General features: G+C 63.3%; 22 protein-coding genes. 10 read left to right on the top strand and 12 right to left on the bottom strand.

All coding sequences use genetic code 11. The features are described 5' to 3' along the window. Positions 1-42: 42 nt before the first annotated feature. Complete coding sequence (gene hisB / locus HY17_RS12315) at positions 43-639, bottom strand: imidazoleglycerol-phosphate dehydratase HisB (protein WP_034766872.1); 597 nt, start codon at positions 637-639, stop codon at positions 43-45. A 123-nt stretch (positions 640-762) separates the two neighbouring features. On the opposite strand from hisB, the gene HY17_RS12310 reads away from it, so the two are divergent. Further along, positions 763-2,511, top strand: a complete 1,749-nt coding sequence (locus tag HY17_RS12310) for a bifunctional diguanylate cyclase/phosphodiesterase (protein ID WP_051600044.1) — start codon at positions 763-765, stop codon at positions 2,509-2,511. Here HY17_RS12310 and HY17_RS12305 read toward each other — a convergent pair. The 3 genes from HY17_RS12305 to HY17_RS12295 all read right to left on the bottom strand — a co-directional run bounded on the left by HY17_RS12305 (position 2,508) and on the right by HY17_RS12295 (position 4,588). Continuing rightward, a complete protein-coding gene (locus HY17_RS12305) occupies positions 2,508-3,026 on the bottom strand; it encodes a GNAT family N-acetyltransferase (RefSeq protein ID WP_034766870.1) in 519 nt (172 codons plus the stop codon). The two genes, HY17_RS12310 and HY17_RS12305, sit on opposite strands and share 4 nt — an antisense overlap. After that, complete coding sequence (locus tag HY17_RS12300; protein WP_197020278.1) at positions 3,023-3,454, bottom strand: nuclear transport factor 2 family protein; 432 nt, start codon at positions 3,452-3,454, stop codon at positions 3,023-3,025. Before HY17_RS12300 ends, HY17_RS12305 begins: the two co-directional genes overlap by 4 nt. A gap of 78 nt (positions 3,455-3,532) precedes the next feature. Further along, positions 3,533-4,588, bottom strand: coding sequence for a CoA ester lyase (locus HY17_RS12295; protein ID WP_034766864.1), 1,056 nt, complete (start codon positions 4,586-4,588; stop codon positions 3,533-3,535). 145 nt (positions 4,589-4,733) lie between these two features. On the opposite strand from HY17_RS12295, the gene HY17_RS20010 reads away from it, so the two are divergent. After that, positions 4,734-4,910: a YqaE/Pmp3 family membrane protein gene (locus tag HY17_RS20010; protein ID WP_065383184.1), complete on the top strand. Its 177-nt coding sequence runs from the start codon at positions 4,734-4,736 to the stop codon at positions 4,908-4,910. Between the two features lie 26 nt (positions 4,911-4,936). Here HY17_RS20010 and HY17_RS12290 read toward each other — a convergent pair whose 3' ends face one another. Together HY17_RS12290 and HY17_RS12285 are read right to left on the bottom strand one after the other, a co-directional pair. Then, entirely contained in the window at positions 4,937-5,173 is a 237-nt protein-coding gene (locus HY17_RS12290; protein WP_034766863.1) for a hypothetical protein, read from the bottom strand. 77 nt (positions 5,174-5,250) lie between these two features. Next, positions 5,251-6,165, bottom strand: coding sequence for a tyrosine recombinase (locus HY17_RS12285; protein WP_112074153.1), 915 nt, complete (start codon positions 6,163-6,165; stop codon positions 5,251-5,253). A 94-nt stretch (positions 6,166-6,259) separates the two neighbouring features. Between HY17_RS12285 and HY17_RS12280 the strand changes: the two genes are divergently transcribed. Beyond that, the gene (locus HY17_RS12280; RefSeq protein WP_034766859.1) at positions 6,260-7,462 is read left to right on the top strand and encodes an MFS transporter; all 1,203 of its coding nucleotides are present in this window, start codon (positions 6,260-6,262) and stop codon (positions 7,460-7,462) included. 72 nt (positions 7,463-7,534) lie between these two features. On the opposite strand, the gene HY17_RS12275 is transcribed toward HY17_RS12280, so the two are convergent. The 3 genes from HY17_RS12275 to HY17_RS20555 form a co-directional block, all read right to left on the bottom strand. Continuing rightward, entirely contained in the window at positions 7,535-9,502 is a 1,968-nt protein-coding gene (locus tag HY17_RS12275) for a DUF3604 domain-containing protein (protein ID WP_065383185.1), read from the bottom strand. Between the two features lie 87 nt (positions 9,503-9,589). Then, positions 9,590-11,392 (bottom strand): hypothetical protein, encoded by a 1,803-nt coding sequence (locus HY17_RS12270; RefSeq protein ID WP_034766857.1) that lies wholly within the window; start codon positions 11,390-11,392, stop codon positions 9,590-9,592. Next, positions 11,382-11,516: a DUF945 domain-containing protein gene (locus HY17_RS20555; protein ID WP_139068928.1), complete on the bottom strand. Its 135-nt coding sequence runs from the start codon at positions 11,514-11,516 to the stop codon at positions 11,382-11,384. Before HY17_RS20555 ends, HY17_RS12270 begins: the two co-directional genes overlap by 11 nt. Before the next feature lie 109 nt (positions 11,517-11,625). Between HY17_RS20555 and HY17_RS12265 the strand changes: the two genes are divergently transcribed. The 3 genes from HY17_RS12265 to HY17_RS12255 are packed head-to-tail and all read left to right on the top strand — an operon-like array spanning position 11,626 to position 14,608. Beyond that, a complete protein-coding gene (locus HY17_RS12265) occupies positions 11,626-12,198 on the top strand; it encodes a shikimate kinase (RefSeq protein WP_034766856.1) in 573 nt (190 codons plus the stop codon). Next, on the top strand, positions 12,195-13,325 hold the full coding sequence (aroB, locus tag HY17_RS12260) for a 3-dehydroquinate synthase (protein WP_034766854.1): 1,131 nt from the start codon (positions 12,195-12,197) through the stop codon (positions 13,323-13,325). Before HY17_RS12265 ends, aroB begins: the two co-directional genes overlap by 4 nt. A gap of 20 nt (positions 13,326-13,345) precedes the next feature. Beyond that, on the top strand, positions 13,346-14,608 hold the full coding sequence (locus HY17_RS12255) for an HlyC/CorC family transporter (RefSeq protein WP_034766852.1): 1,263 nt from the start codon (positions 13,346-13,348) through the stop codon (positions 14,606-14,608). Here HY17_RS12255 and HY17_RS12250 read toward each other — a convergent pair. Together HY17_RS12250 and HY17_RS12245 are read right to left on the bottom strand one after the other, a co-directional pair. Then, entirely contained in the window at positions 14,588-14,965 is a 378-nt protein-coding gene (locus HY17_RS12250; protein WP_034766851.1) for a hypothetical protein, read from the bottom strand. The genes HY17_RS12255 and HY17_RS12250 overlap by 21 nt on opposite strands. Positions 14,966-15,037: 72 nt before the next feature. Further along, on the bottom strand, positions 15,038-15,316 hold the full coding sequence (locus HY17_RS12245; RefSeq protein ID WP_034766849.1) for a BolA family transcriptional regulator: 279 nt from the start codon (positions 15,314-15,316) through the stop codon (positions 15,038-15,040). Positions 15,317-15,347: 31 nt separating this feature from the next. On the opposite strand from HY17_RS12245, the gene HY17_RS12240 reads away from it, so the two are divergent. The 3 genes from HY17_RS12240 (at position 15,348) to HY17_RS12230 (ending at position 18,605) form a co-directional block, all read left to right on the top strand. Beyond that, positions 15,348-15,980, top strand: coding sequence for a J domain-containing protein (locus HY17_RS12240; RefSeq protein ID WP_034766847.1), 633 nt, complete (start codon positions 15,348-15,350; stop codon positions 15,978-15,980). An 8-nt stretch (positions 15,981-15,988) separates the two neighbouring features. Continuing rightward, entirely contained in the window at positions 15,989-17,488 is a 1,500-nt protein-coding gene (locus HY17_RS12235; protein WP_034766845.1) for a glycerol-3-phosphate dehydrogenase, read from the top strand. A gap of 127 nt (positions 17,489-17,615) precedes the next feature. Continuing rightward, the gene (locus HY17_RS12230; RefSeq protein WP_034766843.1) at positions 17,616-18,605 is read left to right on the top strand and encodes a complex I NDUFA9 subunit family protein; all 990 of its coding nucleotides are present in this window, start codon (positions 17,616-17,618) and stop codon (positions 18,603-18,605) included. Position 18,606: 1 nt separating this feature from the next. On the opposite strand, the gene HY17_RS12225 is transcribed toward HY17_RS12230, so the two are convergent. Next, positions 18,607-19,461 (bottom strand): undecaprenyl-diphosphate phosphatase, encoded by an 855-nt coding sequence (locus HY17_RS12225; protein ID WP_034766841.1) that lies wholly within the window; start codon positions 19,459-19,461, stop codon positions 18,607-18,609. Between the two features lie 231 nt (positions 19,462-19,692). Between HY17_RS12225 and HY17_RS12220 the strand changes: the two genes are divergently transcribed. Then, positions 19,693-21,135 (top strand): NAD(P)-dependent oxidoreductase, encoded by a 1,443-nt coding sequence (locus HY17_RS12220; RefSeq protein WP_034766839.1) that lies wholly within the window; start codon positions 19,693-19,695, stop codon positions 21,133-21,135.

Here is a 21,135-nt window from a genome sequence, read left to right as displayed (position 1 = left end):
TACGCCGCCGCACTTTGGGGTTTGTGGCAGGTTTGGTGGGATTTAGAGGCTGCCCTTGGTGCTGGCAGGCTTGCCGCCGAGCTTCGGATCGACTGTTGCCGCAGCGCGCAGGGCGCGGGCCGTGGCCTTGAAGCAGCTCTCGGCAATATGGTGGCAGTTCTCGCCGTAGAGGTTCTCCACGTGCAGGCACATGCCGCCATTGCCGGCGAGGGCATGGAAGAACTCCTTGAAGAGTTCGGTGTCCATCTCGCCGATCTTGTCGCGCGTGAATTGTACTTTCCACACCAGATAGGGCCGTTTGCAGAGGTCGAGGCTCGCCCGGCTCAGCGTTTCGTCCATGGGTATATAGGCCGTGCCGAAACGAGTGATGCCGGCAAAGTCGCCCAGCGCCTTCAGGATGGCCTGGCCGATGACAATACCAGTGTCCTCGACACTGTGGTGCATGTCGATATGCAGGTCGCCGTCGCAGCGCACAGTCAGGTCGATGGCGGAATGCTTGGAGAAGCTTTCCAGCATATGGTCGAAAAAGCCGATCCCGGTCTGGATGTCGGATTTTCCTGTGCCGTCGAGGTCCACGGTAACGGAAATGTCGGTTTCCTTGGTCTTGCGGCTGACGGTGGCGGTGCGGTTCTGGGTCATGGCTGCCGATATAGTGTTTAGATCGCGCTACAGCTAGCGCATCTTGTTCACTGATTTCTAAACATATTGGGGGAATGTGCGCCCGGGAACGCACGCCCTGTGGTGTGCCGAGGCGAGGTACCTTTGCGCAAGCTGTCGCAGATACGCCGGTTTTTCGGCTCAATGACGCTGCCGGCATTTGCCGCGACTGCCGGCGCGATTGCGGCTATTCTCGTTTTCTCTGCCGTTGTGGTGCTGGAACAAACCTATCGGGTTCTTGTCGAGGGCAAGGCATGGAGCGAGCTTGCCTCGCCGCCGGAAGTCATGGCCGGCCTCGTGCTGATGTCGATTACCGTCGCGGCCGGTGCGGCATTCCTGTTGGCCCGCTCCTTCCAGCGCTTCCTGCAGAAATTTCTCGCCTATCTGGACGATACGACGCCGGTTCGCCCGCGCGGCGTGGAATCGGTCATGTTCAAGGAGCTGCGCCGCCTGCGCGTGGCGGTGACGCGCCGCGTCAGCCATCTTCGCCGGGAAAACGAGCGCCTGACCAATATCGCTTATGTCGACCAGCGGACCGGCCTGCCGAACATGATCGCGCTGGAGGCCGAGATCGAGCGCAAGCTGCCGTTTGCTTCCTTCGATGCGCCGGCCGCTTTCTTCCTGCTGGACCTCGACCAGTTCGGCCGGGCCGCCGAACGGCTGGGCAGCCTCGCCACGAACTCGCTCCTGAAGTCGGTCGGGGAGCGCCTGACCGGCTGCATGTCCCGCCTTGAAGCACCGGTTGCCTCCAGCCTCGAAGGCGCGGTGATCGCGGCGCTGCATAATGACCAGTTTGCGATCTTCCTGCCGAACGCCATCACGCGGGAGAATGTCTCCAATATCGCGCGGGCCATACGTGTCGCCTTTGCGCAGCCCTTCGAAATCAATGGTCAGTCCGTCAGTGTCGGGATGTCCGGCGGGATCGTCATGGCGCCGGAAGATGCGGACTCGGCGCAGAAGCTGTTCCGGCATGCGGATCTTGCGCTCCAGCAGGTGCGCCAGGAATCGGCGTCCGGCTTCCGCTATTTCTCGCCGCGCCTCAACCGCGTGGCCCGTGGCAAGTACATGCTGGAAGCGGAGCTGCGCGAGGCTGTCGCCGCGCGTGAGTTCAAGGCCGTGTTCCAGCCGAAGGTCGACTTTGCCACCGGCAAGATCGTCGGCTGCGAGGCCCTTGCCCGCTGGCAGCGCGCCAATGGCAAGATCATTTCTCCGGCAGCCTTTATTCCGCTTGCGGAGGAAACGGGCCTCGTCAATCAGATTGGTGAGCAGATCCTCGAATCGGCCTGCGAATGCGCTGTCGTCTGGATGAAAGAGGGCTTCGATGTCTCCGTCGCGGTCAACGTGTCGCCGCGGCAGTTCATGACAGTGGACCTGACAAACCTGGTGCTCGAAGTCCTGAAGCGTACCGGCTTGCCGCCTGCACGGCTGGAACTCGAGATCACCGAAAGCATGGCCGTCTCCGATCCGACCAAGGTGGACCGTGTGATGCGTCCGCTGCGCGCGCTGGGCGTGAAGCTGGCACTCGACGATTTCGGCACGGGCCACTCGAACCTTTCCATGCTGACGCAGCTGCCGTTCGACGTTTTCAAGATCGACCGCCAGTTTGTCTCCGCGCTGGATGCCGACCGTCAGGCGCCGGCCATTGTCGAGATGATCCTCGCGATGGCAGAAACACTTGGCTTGAAGACGGTTGCAGAAGGCGTCGAGACGGAGCGCCAGGCGGAATTCCTGTCGCGCCGCGGCTGTTCCATGGCGCAGGGGTTCCTCTATTCCCCGGGCCTGCCGCAGGAAGGGTTCCTTGAACTGCTGCGCGGCTGGGAAACCCGCGCCAATGCGACCCGCAAGGCAGGCTAGGCGTTCCGGTGATAGACCGTGACCGGATGGTCGCGCAGCGTTGACATCGTCCAGAGCATGTACCCGGCCTTCTCTGCTACCCGGCGGGAGCCAATATTGTCTTCATCGATGATGCAGACGCTTTTGCCCGGATGGGCCTCGTCCAGCCATGTGTGCATAAGGCTCACCGCGTCGCTGCCGATGCCCCGGCCCCAGGAGGCGCGGGCGAAGGCCCAGCCCGCTTCCGGCCATTGCGAGAGGTCCGGTTTGATGCCCCGCTTGAAATCGGCAAAGCCGGATTCGCCGAGATAGGTGCCGGTTTCGCGGTCGATCACCGACCAGTTGCCGTAGCCCTTGATATCCCACATGCCGCGGCCGCGGACGCACGCGAACCAGACATCCTGCGGGCTGCGAGTCACGCCGCCAATATAGCGGACGACTTCGGCATCCCCCCACATGGCAACGGCGTGCGGGTAGTCAGCTTCTTCGAAAGGCCGGAGAATCAGCCGGTCTGTCGTCAATGTGGGTGGGTTCACGCGCCAGCCTTCATCTTCGCTAGCATGGCGCCCATGGCGGCATGCACGGTCTGGATGGCTTTCAGCGGACGGACCATCACCTTGAAGTCCGTGATCTGTCCGGCATCGTTCCACGCGATCATGTCGACACCGTTGACCTGGATGCCGTCCATCACGCACTCGAATTCCAGCACGGCCTTGTCGCCGCAATCGAAAGCGCGGACATAGCGGAACGTGTCGCCACCCAGCGTTTCTCCGGCGGCGGTGAGATAGGCCATCGTGACCGGCTTGCCTTCCTGCGGCGTGTGCACGACCGGGCTGCGGAAGACGACATCTTCGGCCAGCTGGCCGGACAGGCCCTCCGGCGAGTGATCGCTTTCCATCCAGTCGAACCAGCGCTGCAGGTGCGCCGAATAGCCGGTCATTGGGATCAGGTGTTGTCTTGCCATGTCGTATCCTCCGGCAGGCACCCTAAGCACTCGGCCGCGGCCGGGCAACTTTCGTTATTGGGGAAGGAGATGCCCGGATCAGTCCGCGTAGGCGGCGGCGAGATCCGGATCCTTCGAGGCGACGAGGTCGGCGAGATCGGAGATCACCTTGGCCTGTTTCCAGGTGGCATCGTCCTGCATCTTGCCGTCGATCATGGCGACGCCGGTGCCGTCCGGCATGGCGGCCAGGATCTTGCGGGCGAATTTCACCTCATTCGGATCGGGGCTGAACACGCGCTTGGCGATGGCGATCTGGTTCGGGTGCAGGCTCCACGTGCCGGAACAGCCGAGCAGGAACGCGTTGCGGAACTGCTGTTCGCAGGCGTCGAGGTCGGCGATGTCACCGAAAGGCCCGTAGAAGGCATTGATGCCGGCCATGCGGCAGGCATCCACCATGCGGGCGATCGTATAGTGCCACGGGTCTTGCTGGGCAGAAGCGCGGGCGCTGCCGTCTTCCTTCGGATCTTCGATCACGCGGTAGAAGGGGTGGCCGCCGCCAACGCGGGTCGTCTTCATCTTGCGGTCTGCGGCAAGGTCTGCCGGGCCGAGGCTGATGCCCTGCATGCGCGGGGAGGCAAGGGCGATCTCCTCGACCAGCGCCATGCCCTGGGCGGTCTCGAGGATCGCGTGGAACAGGATCGGGCGGGTGAGGCCGGCCTTTGCTTCCAGCTGGGCGACATACTGGTCGGCGAAGTGAATGTCCCAGGGGCCTTCGACCTTGGGCAGCATGATCACGTCCAGCTGGTGGCCGGCGTTCAGCACGAGCTGGGAGACGTCTTCCTGGAACCAGGGGGAGTTCAGCGGGTTCACGCGGCTCCAGAAGCCCGTACCCTTGCCCTGCCAGTCATACATGGAGGCCATTTCGATGGCGCCGGCGCGGGCGGCATCCTTGGCGTCGGCCGGGATCGCGTCTTCCAGATTGGCCAGGATCACGTCCACGCCGGGAGCCATGTCCGGCACTTTCGCGCGCACTTTGTCGAGATGCGGCGGGACGAAATGGATCATCCGCTCCAGCTTGACGGGAAGGTCCCGCATCGGCTCTGGCGCGCCGATGGCGAGCGGCTTGAAGAAATTACGCGGTGTTTTCTGTGACATGTTCTCTGCCCCTGACTTTTGCCGATACGCCTAGGGCGAATGTTGCAGCGCGTCAAATCGCCATTTGGCCGCGTTGGCGGCAGATGGAACGACTGTCTCGCCGGGGCGTTGATCCGGCAGAAGAGCTGACGAGAAAGGTAATATCATGTCCATTCTGATGATCCTGCTCACCTTCCTGTTCCCGCCTGTGCCTGTGGCACTCAAGGAAGGGATCGGTACGCAGCTTCTGCTCAATGTGCTTCTCACATTGATTGGCTGGCTCCCGGGCGTCATCCACGCCTTCTGGGTCCAGACCCGTGGATCGGACGCAATCGAGATCTAGGGTTTTGGTGAGGCAGCGGCCGCTATTCAGGCGTCGGCGGTCGTTTCACCAGCGGCCATGCGCTTTTCGGAGCGGATGGCGCGGCGGAATACGGCAATACCAATGGCGACCACACCAATCGCAGTCACGGCTTCCCCGCCCAGGATAACGGATGATCCGAAATGCATCTCTGCCAAGATCGACCAGGTGGCGGTGAAGAAGACAATGGCGGCGATCTCAGTGAGCAGCGCTGCCGGAATGATCGCTTTCATCAACGGGCCCATGGGGACTCTCCACATCTGTTGCCATCAATATCGTTCCACGCGCGCCTGATCGCAAGCGTGTTTAGCCGTTGTCGCCTTTAACTGCGGGCGAGGGGGTGGGCGGTTTCCAGCAGTTCGGCGAGCTCATCGGTGAGGACGTGGGTGTATATCTGGGTCGTCGCGATGTCGGCGTGGCCGAGGAGGGTCTGCACGCTGCGCAGGTCTGCGCCGCCCATCAGGAGGTGGGTGGCATAGGCATGGCGCAGGGCGTGGGGGTGTACCCGGTTCGGCCTTATACCGGCCATGATGGCGAGCTCTTCCAGCAACTGGCCGAGGCGGCGGCGCGTGAGGTGGCCTTCCTTTCCGCGCGATGGGAACACGAACTTCTCAGCGCGCGTCCGGGCGAGGCTGTTCTTCGGAAGGTGCTCTTCCCGCACGGCCAGCCAATCTGACAAGGCTGCCAGCGCCGGGCCGCCTAGCGGGCAGAGGCGTTCCTTGCCGCCCTTGCCGCGGATGATGACATCGCGCGTTACCCAGCGCTCGCCCTTGCGGCGGGGGAGGGAGCCAAGCGTTAGCGAGACGAGTTCCGATACACGCAGGCCCGCGCCATATAGCAGCTCAACCAGGGCCTTCAGCCGAAGGTCTTCGCCGCAGGCATCGATCAGCTGGGCCATTTCCTCACGCGACAGCACGTCCGGCACATCGCGGGAGGGTTTCGGCCCGTCCAGTTTTGCGGTCGGGTCGTCCTTGCGGTCGCCCTCTTCGAACAAGAAGCGGAAGAAGCGGCGCACGGCGGAGAGTTTGCGTGCCTGGGACGAGGGCGCCATGCCGCGCGCGGCAAGATCGGCTAGCCATCCGGCAAGATCGCGCGGGCCCGCGGTCTCCAGCTTGCCGCCGCAGTATTCCGAAGCGTCCAGCAGGTCGCGGCCATAGGCGTCGAGCGTATTGGGCGAAGCGCCCCGCTCGGCGGACATCATTTCAAGGAAGGCTTCAATACGCGCGCGATCAGACATGAAGCCAGTATGCGCGGGTCTGGTTGAGGGGGTGTGAACGAACGGCGTCATCCATTGGCTTGCGGCCGGGCGACATGCGCCGGAGAATGCGGTCATGCCGCAAACACCCCGCCCGCTTCGCGCTGCAATTCCACGCACTGTGTGGGCGCTTGGGCTGGTCAGCCTTTTCATGGATATCTCTTCCGAGATGATCCATGCCCTGCTGCCATTGTTCCTGACGACGGCGCTCGGGGCCAGCGCCATCTATGTCGGGATCGTCGAGGGGGTGGGGGAGGCGGCAGCCGCCATTGTGAAAGTGTTTTCGGGCTACGCGTCCGACCGGTTCGGACGGCGAAAACCGCTCATCCTGCTTGGCTACGGGCTTGGTACTTTGTCGAAGCCCCTTTTCGCCCTGGCGGGGGCGCCGGGCATGGTGCTTCTGGCGCGGTTCTCTGACCGGGTCGGCAAGGGCATTCGCGGTGCCCCGCGGGATGCGCTGATTGCGGATGTAACCCCGAAAGAGGTGCGCGGGCGCGCCTATGGCCTTCGCCAGAGCCTCGATACGGCAGGGGCCTTCATCGGCCCGCTGATCGCGATCGGATTGATGTTCCTGCTGGCTGAAAATATGCGCGCGGTCTTCTGGTTCGCGCTGGTGCCGGGGATGATTGCTGTTCTCTGTGTCTTGTTAGGCGTGGAGGACCAGGGCTCGGGGGGTGCGCCGGTTTCCCGGTCGCCGGTCCGGCTTCAGGACCTGGCGGGACTGGGACGGGCTTTCTGGGTGGTCGTCATTGTCGGTGTGGTCTTCACGCTCGCGCGCTTCAGCGAAGCCTTCCTTGTGCTGAAGGCGCATCAGGCCGGACTTCCGCTTGCCCTGGCGCCGCTTGTCCTGGTTGCGATGAACATTGTCTATTCGCTTGGTGCATATCCTGCCGGATTGCTGTCGGACCAGATGCCGCCGGCCCGTCTCCTGATTGTCGCGCTGCTGGCCCTTGTGGGTGCCGATCTTTGCCTTGCCCTGTCTGGCGGGCTTGCCGGCAGTTTTGCGGGCATTGCCCTGTGGGGTGTACACATGGCGTTCAGTCAGGGCTTGCTGTCGAAGCTGGTGGCGGACCGCGCACCAGCCGGGCTGCGGGCTTCAGCGTTCGGCTTGTTCAACATGTTCACCGGTATTGCGCTTCTGGTGGCCAGCCTTCTGGCCGGTATCCTGTGGGACCGGGCGGGTTCCTCCGCCACCTTCTTTACGGGCGCGTTCTTTTCCGCCTTGTCCATTCTCCTTGTCAGCGTGTTCCTTATGAAGAAAGTCAAGCCAGAGGCGTGAGGTGTCATGTCCGGCTGGAGGTCCGGGGGGCGCAGAGCAGGGTGTCTGCCTTGCGCGGCAAGCTAAATTGTCTCAGCCTTCAGGATTATACCAGACCGGGCTCGTCCAGGCGCGTTCCTGGATCGTGGAGGGCATGTCCGGATTGGGCGGCGTGCCGTTGCGTGCGGCATCCCAGCTGGACCAGCGGCAGGATGGGTTTTCCAGCACACGGACATAGTAGGCGGAGCGTTGGGCCGCGTCGAAGTCTGGGTCTGTCCAGAGCGCTTTCATCTCACCAACGCCTGTGCCGTCATCTGTGGAGCAGTCGGAGAGATTGACGCTGGCGCCATTATCCGGGCACCGATGAGTATCCGGATCGGGCAAGGCGCCGCCGGAACAGGCCGCGTCATAGACGGCCTCATGCGCGGTGCCGTCCGCATCGGTCCAGACCTTCACGACCTGCAGACGCTGCAGAGGATAGGAATCCGGATCGCGCATCGCCCAGGCGAGGATTTTCGGTGCGGTACCTGTGCCGGACAGCATGCTGCCCTGCGGCACGCCGGCCTCGTAAGCACTGGCGACAAGCTCCGGATCGGAGAGGATCGCCTCATCATAGTCGAAGCTCGCAAACATGCGGGCCTTCATGCGCGGGCCGGACGTGCCGAATGTCTCCTTGCGGCGAATGGCATCGAAGATGGCTTCGCGCGTGTTTTCATCCGCCCACACACCAGCAAGGCCCGAGGCGCTGTATTGTCTGGCAGCCAGGAGGCGGCGCATGTTCGGAACCATCACGCCATCGGCGGGAATGGACGCTTCGGCTTCGGTCGCGTCCCAGGTCATTGCGCCATCCGGCGGAATGGAATGGCGGGCTGCGGGATCTGCGCCATCTACCGGGAACTTGCCCCAGAACTTCTCTTCAATGAAGGGGCCGGCGCCGATATGGGTGTCGCTGGACCCGATGAAGCCGAACTTGAACGGGTTGAAGCCTTTCGTGTCGGCGAGGCCGAGGCCGCGCGCCAGCGCATTGCGGGCATAGTCCCCGATATGCGGCGAGGATTTCGCAGCGCTGCCGATGAAGGTCTCGTAGAGTTCGAAATTCGCCCACTCGTCATTCGGCGAGAGGGAGGGGTGAACTTCAGACGTGCCCTTGATCTGGGTGATCTCAATCACCGGCTCGTTGCGCATACGGGTGACAGCATAGTCCGCCGTCAGCTCGCCGCCTTCATAGGTTTCGGAGGCGAACATCTCGCCATTGGACGCGTTCGAATTGTGGGGGATGGACATGACGTCCCGACCGCCTGTGCGCTGGGCGTCCATCCAGGACCAGAGATCCTCCGGGTTCGGCGAATCGAGGGTGGAGAAAAGGCGCGCGGGCGCTTCGCCGCGGAATATGACATTGCGGTGCAGGTTCGCCGCCGCCGGGATTTCGGATTCCAGCACCGGCGTCATAGCCGTGAACTCATACCCGGCGAAGGTTGTGAACTTGCCGGGCTCGTAATGGCGTTCGGCCGCATCAATGGCGCGCTGCCAGGCCGAATCGATCACGTCCCGGTCGTAGATCTCCTCGATCTCGTCGCCGGAGACGATGGTCAGGCCGACATTCTGGAAGGATTGGGCCGGGTTCTCGGCATCTGGTCCGAACACGGTCTTTGCGAAGGCGGTCTGCGAGAGGGCCGTGCCTGGTGTTGCCATGGCCGGCATGATGCCCATGTATTCGCCGTGGTCGGTCACGGCGAGGAAATCGAGCGGGCCATTCAGCTGCACGTCATAGCCGCCGTCGGTGGTGATCTTCTCGCCCTTGGCAAAGCGGTAGGCATCGTCCGGCGTCGCACGGACGGAGGAAATGAAGGCGTCGAAGGACTGGCCGGTGTGGACGTGCAGGTCACCGAACAGGGCGACGCGGCCTGCCGGGGCAGGGGGCGCGGCTTTGGCTGGTGTGGTTTCGGCGAGTGTTTCCGGCGTGCTGGCCGCGGCGTCCGGCGCGGATGCAGTATCCTGCGGGGCTGTGCAGGCAGCCGCCAGCATCAGGGCGGCGAGGCTCGCCTGTCCCAGATATTTCATGAATTCCTCCCTCGGGCCTCTCGGTCGGGCCTTCCAATTGTGGCACAGCATCTGCCTTTTTCGGCAGAGATCAAGCGGGAGTTCGGATCAGGGCGTTTCTTTCCAGTAGCCGGTTGCCTCAAGCGCCAGCAGGCGCGCGGCGTCCCCTGCACCGATATCCTCAAGCGCGGCGAGGATCAGCATAATATCCGCAAGGCCGAGTTCGGATGGATCGCCATTGGTAAGCGAGACGGTCCGCAGCACGACTTCCGCGGCGGTGCCGGACCGGGCTGCGGCCCAGATGGCAATCGCGTCGCCGGGGGCGGACGAGGAGTCTGCCGTCGGGCTTTCGATGGACAGGAAGGTCCGCGCCTCGGATGGTGGCGCCGTCCCGGCTGCGGACCAGAGTGCGAACATGCGCGCGGCGGCTTCGGCCTTTTCTTCATTCTGTGCGGCCGCGATCAGCTGGTCGGCCGCGGCCTCAATGGCGTCCTTGCGGGCGTCAGCATCTGCAAGAATGACCAGCGCGCCGATCCAGGCAGCCTCGAAAGTCGGCGGCTCTGCAACGGGGTCTTCTTCGTCCGGCAGCATTTCGCCTTCTGCGAGAAGCTCATCGGAAGCCTCCTCCGCATCGGTATCCTCCGGCGGGCCGCCAGTTTCGATCGTGATGCCGGTCGGGACCAGCAGGTTTGCCGGGCCGCTTGCCTCGGCGTCTTCCGGGGCGGGGCCGATCTCTTCAAGCGTCGGTTCAGGGGCGGCAGGTTCCGGTTCCGGCTCTGGCGGCGTGACCCAGCGGATAGCTTCATCGAATTCACCGGCAGCAATATTGGCGCGGGCGAACAGGAAGGCCTTGTCCTCGGTGTCGGGACTGAGCGGCAGCTTCGCCATCCCGGCCCGCAACAGGCTGGCCGTCGCGGCGAAATGGGCCGGGCTTTCTTCTGCCTCGATCAGCGCGGCAGCGATGGCCTTTGCCGTTTCAGCGTCGCTGCTCATCCCGTCGGCGGCAGCGAACATGGCTTCGCTGAGCAGGGTGCGCGGATTGAACCCGTCGGCGGCGAGGGCGGAATTGTAGGCGATGCGGAATTCTTCGCGGTCGATCAAGCCCGCTTCGGCGGCAATCTGGGCCGCTTTGACGCGCACGTCCGGCGGCGTCAGCTTGCGGCGCGCCATGGCGGCGGCGATGTCGGCCCGGTCTTGCGGGACGGCGTCGGGCGTGACTTCCAGAACGGCGCGGTTCGACATGGCAAAGCCGATGCCGCTGTCGAATCTTGCCTTGGGCGGGTTCGGCGTGACGCCGGACATGGCGAAGATCGCGCTTGCCAGCCAGCCATCATCCACGCCTTGGGCCTGCGCCATCTCCATGGCAAGCTCGGCGCCGGACGTGTTGCCCGCAAGCGCGGCGCAGACGGCGCGCAGCCTCGGCCAGTAGTCGCTCTCAGGGTTCGGCGTGTTCAGCGCCTCGCAGGCGGTCGCTTCATTGCCGAGGACAAGGTTCAGGTCTGCGGCCATAGCAAGGGCATCCACACCGGGCGGAGGTGACTTCAATTCAGAGAACTGACCCGCAGCCGCCGCGGCTTCGCCAAGCTCGAACGCAATCCGGGCGCGTTCGGCGAGCAGGGTGCCACGGTCTTCACCCTCCGGGGCGCGCCCGCCCGACAAGGCCAGGCGGCGCATAAGGATCTGTTCGGCGGGGCTGAGGCCCTTGGTGCGGGCATCCTGCATCAGCGCCAGCAGGTCTTCCCCGCGCGCGCCGCGCCACATGCGCGTTCGCAGGGCCGGTTCGTCCTCGCCGAGGTAACTGATTCCCCAGGGATCGACCTGTTCGAGCCAGCTGTCCTCGATCTGCGCGTGCGCCGGACAACCAAGGAGTGTAGCCAGAACCGCGCCGGCAAGGGCCCGTCTAGACCACATCTTCAACCTCGATCCGAATCTCGCCCGGGGCCGGCTTGCCTTGCTCTGCCTTGGTGCCCAGCCACCACAGGCCTGCCAGCCCAATCACCGCCAAGAGTCCGAGCAGGATCAGGAATTTGCGCATGAGATCACACCTCTGGGTTGTATTCGGTCTTTTGCGGCCCACCTTCACCAATTGCGAAGGCCTTACCGTCTCTATAGGAAATGAACCGAACCGGCCATGAAAGTCCAGAATGCCATCTGACAGCGACAGTCCAGCGCAAGAAAAACCGGCGGCTCTGCCTTATGAGTCGCGCACAATTGCGCTTGTCGGCCTGATGGGCGCCGGCAAATCGACTGTCGGGCGGCGGCTCGCCGAGAAGCTGGGCCGACCATTCTATGACAGCGACACCGAAATCGAGAAGGCGGCGGGCCTGTCGATCTCCGACATCTTCGCCCTGCATGGCGAGGCGGATTTCCGGCGCGGCGAACAGCAGGTGCTGAAACGCCTGCTGGCGATGCCGCCGCATGTGCTGGCCACCGGGGGCGGAGCCTATCTCAATGAGGAGACCCGCGCCCTGATGCGGGAGCACGCCGTGACCGTGTGGCTGAACGCGGATCTCGAAACCCTGTGGAAGCGCGTGCAGAAGCGCGATACACGCCCGCTGTTGCAGCGCGGCGATGCCAAGAGTGTGCTGACGAACCTGCTGGCAGAGCGCACGCCGATCTATTCGCAGGCCGATCTCGTCGTGCGCTCCAAGGACGGTCCGCACACGAACACGGTGAATGCCATCCTGAAGGCCCTGAAGACCTGGAAACCCGAATGAGCGTGACTGCCCCCGAACTGGAAACCGTGTCTGTCGATCTCGGCGCCCGGTCTTACGATATCCTTGTCGGCCATGGCGCGCTGGAGGAGCTCGGCCCGCGCCTTGCGCCGATGCTGAAGCAGAAGCGCGTCTTCGTGCTGACCGATGAGCATGTCGCCGCTGCGCACCGGGCCCGTGTCGAGGCGGTGCTGTCGGCTTCCGGCATCACGTCCAGCTGGCTGATGCTGACGCCGGGCGAGAAGACCAAGAGCTTTTCCAATCTCGAAGCCATTCTCGACTGGCTGCTTGAAGGCGGGGCGGACCGGTCCGACATGCTGATCGCGCTCGGCGGCGGCGTGATCGGGGATATTGCGGGCCTCTCGGCCAGCCTGATGAAGCGCGGCATGGGCTTTGTGCAGGTGCCGACGACGCTGCTGGCGCAGGTCGATTCCTCCGTTGGCGGAAAGACAGCGGTGAACAGCCCGCGCGGCAAGAACCTGATCGGCGCCTTCTACCAGCCCCGGCTGGTGATCGCCGACACGGAATTGCTCGCCACGCTGCCGGCACGGGAGCTGCGCGCGGGCTATGCCGAGATCGTCAAATACGGCCTGATCAGTGACCCGGCCTTTTTCGACTGGCTGGAAGCGAATGGCGCGCGCGTGCTGGCACTGGAAGCAGACGCGATCACTTATGCTGTTGCCGTCAGCTGCCGGGCGAAGGCCGCCATCGTCGCGGAGGACGAAACCGAGAAGGGCGTGCGCGCGCTGCTGAACCTTGGCCATACATTCGGTCATGCGCTGGAAGCGGCAAACAATTACCGTCCGGACCTGCTGCACGGCGAAGCGGTCTCCATCGGCATGGCGCTCGCCTTCCGGTATGGCGCCGCCAAGGGTATCACGCCGGCGGAAGATGCCGCGCGGGTACGCCGGGTGCTGGAAGCCTCTGGACTGCAAGCGGCCATTCCCGGCCGGCAGGGCGGGACGTATACGGCCAGCGAACTCGTCCGCCTGATGCAGCAGGACAAGAAGGCCAGCGGCGGGAAAGTGCCGCTGATTCTCGCCCGCGGCATCGGACAGGCATACATTCATCCCGATGCAGACCTTGCCGCAGTGGAAGATTTCCTGCGCGGCGAGACACTTGAGGGATAACAGGGGACATACGGGCTGACATGATCGCCGGTTACATCATCGCCATCTTCGTCTTGCTGGCGCTTTCAGGCTTCTTCTCGGGATCTGAGACGGCGCTGACGGCGGCCTCGCGCGCGCGCATGCATGCGCTGGAAAAGGACGGCGACAAGCGCGCCGCCGCCGTGAACCGGCTGATCTCCAACCGGGAAGGGCTGATCGGCTCGATCCTGCTGGGCAACAATGTGGTGAACATCCTCGCCTCCGTGCTTGCGACGTCGCTGTTTACCCAGCTGTTCGGGCAGGGCGGTATGGCCATGGCGATGGCGACCGGTGTGATGACGATCCTCGTGCTCGTCTTCGCCGAAGTCATGCCGAAGACCTATGCGATCGGCCGCCCGGATGCGATGGCGATGACGGTGGCGGGCATCATTTCCGTCCTCGTGGCGCTGGTGTCGTGGATCGTGACGGCGATCCAGGCAATCGTTACGGTGACGCTGAAACTGCTGGGCCTTGGCGCGCCGGCCGAAGCGATCACGGCGGATGAGGAGATCCGCGGTGCGATCGACCTGCACGCCTTCGAAGGCGGTGTCGCCGCCGCCGACCGGCAGCGCCTCGTCGGCGCACTGGATCTCAAGGAACTGACCGTCGAAGACGTCATGATCCACCGCAAGAACATCAAGATGCTGAGCGCCGATCTGGACCCGCGCCAGATGGTGATGAAGGCGCTGGCCAGCCCCCATACGCGCATCCCGCTCTATCGCGGTGAGAAGGAAGAGATTGTCGGCATCCTGCATGCCAAGGATTTGCTGCGTGCGATCATCCCGCTCGGCGGCAATCTTGCCAGCCTCGACCTCGATTCCATCATGCGCAAGCCCTGGTTCGTGCCGGAAACGACACCCGTCCAGGACCAGCTCGATGCCTTCCTGAAGGAGCGCAGTCACTTTGCCCTCGTCATCGACGAATATGGCGAGCTTCAGGGCCTGATCACACTGGAAGACATTCTCGAAGAGATCGTTGGTTCAATCCATGATGAGCATGACATTGCCGTACAGGGCGTGCGCCCGCAGGAGGATGGCTCGGTCAATGTCGATGGCTGGGTGCCGATCCGCGATGTGAACCGCGCGATGAACTGGAACCTGCCGGACGATGAAGCCGTCACGGTGGCGGGCCTTGTGATCCACGAAGCGCAGACCATCCCGGAAGCCGGACAGAGCTTCGTGTTCCACGGCTACCGGTTCAATGTGCTGCGCCGCCAGCGCAACCAGGTGACAGGCCTCAATATCTCAGTAATCGAACCCGCCTGAGTCCGGCGTCACGGTCGACACATTCATGGAAGCCTGCTGGCGCGCCGCCGGGCTGTGGCAGCCATGGCGGATCAGCCAGACGCGCTGGTCGGGCGTCACGACATGGGCGCTGATCATATTCAGATTGTCTGTTGGCACGAGGGCGTAGCTCATCTCGCTTGTGGGCACGTCGTGAGACACCGGCAGGAACAGCACTTCGTCACCTGTCGCGCAGACCGTGTCGCGAATCTGGTACAGCATGCCGAGGTCAGCACGGGCTTCGAATCGCGTATCGAAACTGGCGCTTGTCTCCTGGGCGGACGCTGCGCACACGCAACCGCCTGCGGCCAGCGCCGCCATGATCATCCTGATTACCATCACCCGTTCTCCTCGACGGTGTTGAAGAGAATACGTTCAGGTAGGGAAAGGGGTTCCGAAGAATCCCAAAAATCAGGACTTTGGCGCATTCGCCTTCAGGGCCAGCGCATGCAGGCCGGTATCGAATTCCTGTTGCAGGGCCAGCATCACACTGCGCTGGATCTGTACGCGTGACAGGCCTTCGAAAGCCGCGGAGATGATTCTCACGCTGTAATGTGTTTCGCCTTCGGGGCGGGCGCCCGCATGACCGGCATGTTTTGCGCTGTCATCTGTGATTTCCAGCTCCACCGGCTGAAAAGCTTCAGTCAAAAGCTCATGAATCCGCGACAGTCTGTCAGTCAGTTGTGGCATCTTTAACGCGCACTCCCTATTATCCCGGGTCATGTCCGATGGCGATCCATACCCATACCGTGTCAAGTTCACCGATATAAGGGTGAACCCGCCGGCCGACGAGGTGTCGCGTGAGCGCGCGCGCAAGACTCGTGTCTGCGATCACAAGGGATGCGACCTCGAAGGCAGTCACCCGGCGCCGAAGCGCGGGGCCAAGGGGAACGGGCGCCATTACTTCTGCGCCAAGCACATCGCCGAATACAATCGCAGCTTCAATTTCTTCGAAGGTATGTCTCAGGCCGAAGCCGCGGCCTTCGCGCGGGCCGAGCGATTCGGCCACAAGCGTACCTGGCGTTTCGGTACCGGACCGATGGCTGGCAAGAAAAGCGCTGACCAGTTCGATCCGCGCCGCTGGGCAGGCCGCCGTTTCTTCGACATGGACGATGTGGCCGAGGCGACCGGCAATGCCACTGGCGGCCGCCGCTCCGGCCTGCAGGCCCGGGCGCTGCGCGAACTGGATCTTGAGATCGACGCTTCGCCGAACGAGATCCGCGCGCGCTATGCCGAATATGTCCGCCGCTTCCACCCGGACTCTAACAAGGGTGACCGGTCGTCGGAAGACAAGCTTCAGCGCGTGCTGCGGGCAGGCAAGCTGCTCAAGGCCGCCGGCCTGATGAAAGGGTAGGGCGCCTCGTGCAGGACCTGCTCGTCATCGGCGGGGGCATCAACGGCACCGGCATTGCCCGCGATGCGGCCGGACGCGGACTGGATGTCGTGCTCGTCGAGAAGGACGATCTTGCCCAGCATACATCTTCCGCCAGCACCAAGCTGATCCATGGTGGGCTGCGCTACCTTGAAATGTATGATTTTGCGCTGGTGCGCAAAGCACTGATCGAGCGGGAAATCCTGCTGCGCGCCGCGCCGCATATCATCTGGCCGATGCGGTTCGTCCTGCCGCACGACAAGGGTCAGCGCCCGGCCTGGCTGATCCGGCTGGGCCTGTTTATCTATGACCATCTCGGCGGGCGGAAATTGCTACCCGCGACCTCCACGCTGCACCGGGGCAAGACGGACAAGCTCGATCCGCTCAAGGAGGAATTCCGGCTGGCCTTCGAATATTCCGATTGCTGGGTGGAAGATTCGCGCCTTGTCGTGCTGAACGCAGTGGACGCGAAAGAGCGCGGCGCAGAGGTGCTGACGCGCACGGCCTGCACGAAGCTCGTCCGGCACAAGGACCATTGGGACGCAACATTCGCGTCAGACGGGGGAACGGAGACCCGCCAGTTCAAGGCAGTGGTGAATGCGGCAGGCGGCTGGGTGGACGAGATCATCGATCTTGCCGATCCACAGGATGAAACCACGCACCTCCGCCTCGTCAAAGGCAGCCACATCATCGTGCCGAAATGGCATGAGGGCGAGCATGCCTATTTCTTCCAGAATGCCGACGGCCGGATCATGTTCGCCATCCCATACGAGCGCGGCGAGTTCACCCTGATCGGTACGACAGACATTCCGTACACCGCCGACAAGGACAAGGTTGAGATCAGCCAGGAAGAGATCGAATATCTCTGCGCCGGTGCGAGCGAATACTACCAGCGCGCCATCACGCCTGACGATGTCGTTGCCACCTATTCCGGCGTGCGCCCGCTTTATGACGATCATGCGGCGTCTGCCTCCAAGGTCACACGGGATTTTGTGCTGCACTATGAAACAGAGGGCGGCGCGCCGATCCTGTCTGTCTTCGGCGGCAAGATCACAACGTATCGGGAACTCGCGGAGGAAGCGGTGGCAGAGCTTGCCCCCCTGTTCGAGGGCCTGCCGAAGACCTGGACACGCCATGCCAGCCTGCCGGGAGGCGACATTCCAGCGGCGAATTTCGACGCTTATCTTTCCGGCCTCGTCCTGACCCATCCGCACCTGCCGGTCGAATTTCTGACCCGGCTCGCCCGCGCCTATGGCACCCGCACGCGGGACCTGCTGGGCGATGCGGAGACGCTGGCAGACCTCGGCCGGGAATTCGGCGGCAGCCTGACCGAGCGCGAGGTCGCTTGGCTGGTCGATCAGGAGTTTGCCCGCAGCGCTGAGGACATCCTCTATCGGCGCTCCAAGCTCTACCTGCACATGACAAAAGAAGAGCAGGGCGCCTTCACCGACTGGTTCAATACCAGTCATCCCGTCACCCCTCCCGCCTGACGGCGCGCCTGCTGACATTATGTGCAGGCGCGCATGCGCTGCTGTGCCCCGTACGGCGGCCATAGACAGGCCCGGCGGCGTGTGGTGAAAGGCGGAAAATCAAACGTTCAGGCAGGGTTTGACCAACATGACCAAGGGCTTGGTGACCATTTTCGGCGGTTCGGGCTTCATCGGGCGCTATGCGGCCCGTGAGCTGGTGAAAAAAGGCTGGCGTGTGCGTGTGGCCTGCCGCCGGGTAAATCTGGCCGGCGATGTGCGTCTGGCTGGCGCGCCGGGCTGGGTCGACATCGCTCAGGCCAACATCCGCGACCGTGCCTCGATCGAGCGCGCGCTGGAAGATGCCGATGCGGTGGTGAACCTGGTTGGCGTCCTCACCGAAAAGGGCAAACAGACCTTCGAATCGACGCAGGCCGAAGGCGCGGCCCTGCTGGCCGAGATTGCGGCAGAGAAGGGCATCACCCGGTTCGTTCAGGTTTCCGCCATCGGCGCCGACGCAGAGTCGAAGTCTGTCTACGCAAGGACCAAGGCAGAAGCTGAAGCCGCCGTGCGCGAAGCGATCCCGACCGCCACCATCCTGCGTCCGTCCGTCGTGTTCGGGCCGGAAGACGAATTCTTCAACCGCTTTGCCCAGATGGCTCGCGTGGCCCCGCTGATGCCGGCCATCGGCGGCGGGAAGACGAAGATGCAGCCGGTCTATGCTGGTGACGTGGCCGAGGCGATTGCCGTGGCCGTCGACGATGAGGCGACCGAAGGCAAGACCTATGAACTCGGCGGTCCGCGCGTCTACACGATGAACGAGATCTATGATTTCGTCTGCAAGACGATCTCCCGCCCGCGCTTCAAGATCACGCTGCCGTTCTTTGCCGCCAAGCCGATCGGTTACCTGTCAGGCGCTGTCTGGCGCTACGTTCCGCCATTCTCCTGGGGTTTCCTCGGCGACGCGCCGGTGACGGGCGACCAGGTCGAGCTGCTGAAGACCGACAATGTCGTCGCTGAAGGCGCCCTCACGCTGGCGGATCTCGGCGTCACCACGCTGGAAACGCCCGAAGCGATCGTGCCGACCTATCTCTGGCGCTTCCGCGACTACGGCGAGTTCCACAAGGCGTCTGAAGCCTGATCTAGAACAGTCCGATCAGGGGTGAGCCCAGCAGGAGCAGGGCCCCCAGAAGGAATCTGTACAGCACGAAGGGCAGGAAGCTCATCCGTCTGAGCAGGGCCATCAGGCCCCAGATGGAGGCGAGCCCGGTGATGAAGGCAATGCCTGCCACGACCAACCCATCCTGCAGGGTCAGTACGGCGCTGCCGTCTGTTTCTGCCGTGAAGAGGCCATAGGCGCCGTAAAGGCCCGCGGCAGCCAGGATCGGCGCACCGATCAGCATGGAAATCCGCGCCGCTTCGGTGCGCTCATAGCCGAGCGCGCGGGCGGCCGTCATGGTGATGCCGGAGCGGCTGGTGCCCGGGATGATCGCGGCGATGGCCTGCGTCGCGCCGATCAGGGCGGCATGGGCAAGGGTCATGTCCTCTTCCTTGCGGGTGCGCGGACCGGCCACGTCTGCCCACCAGAGCAGGGCGCCGAAGAAAATGGTCGCCCCGGCCACGGTGTAGACGCTGCGCATCATGTCCTGCACGCCCTGGGGCAGTACCGCCTCGTAGAGCAGGGCGGCGACGAGGGCGATGGGTGTTGCCACGATAACGCAGGCGGCGAGGCGCCCACTCTGCGACAACGGCTTCTTCGAGACCGGCGCGGCCAGAAGTTCGAACCCGCCCAGGAAGGCAAGGATCACATCCTTGCGGAAATAGATCAGCATGGCCGCCAGCGTGCCAAGATTTGATACGGCATTGATCAGCAGCTCATCCCGTCCGGTAACTCCGAACGTGTCGGAAGCGAGCAAGACATGGGCGGAAGAGGAGATGGGCAGCCATTCCGTGATCCCCTGAAGGGTCGCGATGATGGCAAGCTGTAGCAGTGACAACGGGCTGGCCTTTCAGAGCTTTGCCAGAAGGTCTAATTTGGTTTGACCAGAGAGGCACGCGCTTTTCTCAATATCAAATTGATATTAATAAGGCATATCAAGTGGGCTGGATATGCCATTATCTGCGCTGTTTTTGCATGTAGATATCATAACGATATTGTATATTGCAGATTCATCTTGCCGCCTCCGTGCTCTGGTTCTATGCCCGGTGCAGATACTCGGGAGGCCGGTATGGCGGAAAGAATGCTGCAGTTTATCCATGTGCCGCGCACCATGCCGGACAAACGTGGTGCCAAACAGCGGGCTACGGATTTCGCGGAAATCTACGATGCGTTCGGCGCGGATGCGGCCAAGACGCAGGCGTCCCGGTGTTCGCAATGCGGTGTGCCTTTCTGCCAGCAGGGCTGCCCGCTGCAGAACAATATCCCGGACTGGCTGCGTCTCGCCGCCGAAGGCCGGCTGGAAGAGGCCTGGCGGGTCTCGTCCTCGACAAACAACATGCCGGAGATCTGCGGCCGGATCTGCCCGCAGGACCGGCTGTGCGAAGGCATCTGCACGATCGAGCAATCCGGCCATGGCACGGTGACGATCGGCTCGATCGAGAAATACATTACGGACAATGCGTGGGCGGAAGGCTGGGTGGAGCCGATCAAGCCGGTACGCGAGCGCAAGCAATCGGCGGGGATCATCGGTGCAGGCCCGGCAGGCCTGGCCGCGGCTGAACAGCTGCGCCGCAAGGGATATCAGGTCACGATCTACGATGCGTATGACCGGGGCGGCGGCCTGCTGACCTATGGCATTCCGGGCTTCAAGCTCGAAAAGGATGTCGTGGAACGGCGCATCCAGCGGCTGGAAGACTCCGGCATCAAGTTCAAGTTCAATACGCGCGTCGGCAAGAAGGTGACGCTGCAGAAACTGCGCGACACGCATGACACCGTACTGATCGCAACCGGCGTCTATGCGGCGAAGGACCTGAAATGCCCGGGCTCCGGCTCTGACGGTGTGCATGCGGCGCTCGATTACCTGACGGCGTCGAACCGCAAGGGATTTGGCGATCCAGTGCCGGAATTCGACGTCGGCACCCTTGACGCAAAGGACAAGCGCGTCGTCGTGATCGGCGGCGGCGATACGGCGATGGACTGTGTGCGTACGGCGATCCGCCAGGGCGCCAAGGAAGTGACTTGTCTCTATCGCCGAGACCGGGCCAACATGCCGGGCAGCCAGCGCGAGGTGCAGAATGCCGAGGAAGAAGGCGTGAAGTTCGAATGGCTCGCCAGCCCCGAAGCGATCCTCGACACCAAGGGCAAGGCCAAAGGCGTACGCGCCGCACGGATGAAACTCGGGGAACCGGATGCCTCCGGCCGCCAGAGCCCGGTGAAGACCGGCGAGACCTTCAATGTAAAGGCCGACATGGTGATCAAGGCGCTGGGCTTCGACCCGGAAGACCTGCCGGCCCTGTTCGACGAGCCGGCCCTGTCGGTCAATCGCTGGGGCGCGGTGAAAGTGGACTATTCCACGATGGAAACCAGCCTGCCGGGCGTTTACGCCGCTGGCGATATCGTTCGCGGCGCGTCTCTCGTTGTCTGGGGCATCAAGGATGGACGCGACGCAGCAGAGGCCATGCACCAGGCCATGAAACAGGACGCACGTGCCTCCAAAGTGGCGGCGGAGTAA

The organism is Hyphomonas sp. CY54-11-8 (assembly GCF_000682735.1).
GTDB lineage: Bacteria > Pseudomonadota > Alphaproteobacteria > Caulobacterales > Hyphomonadaceae > Hyphomonas.
This window is presented reverse-complemented; position numbering and strand designations above follow the sequence as displayed.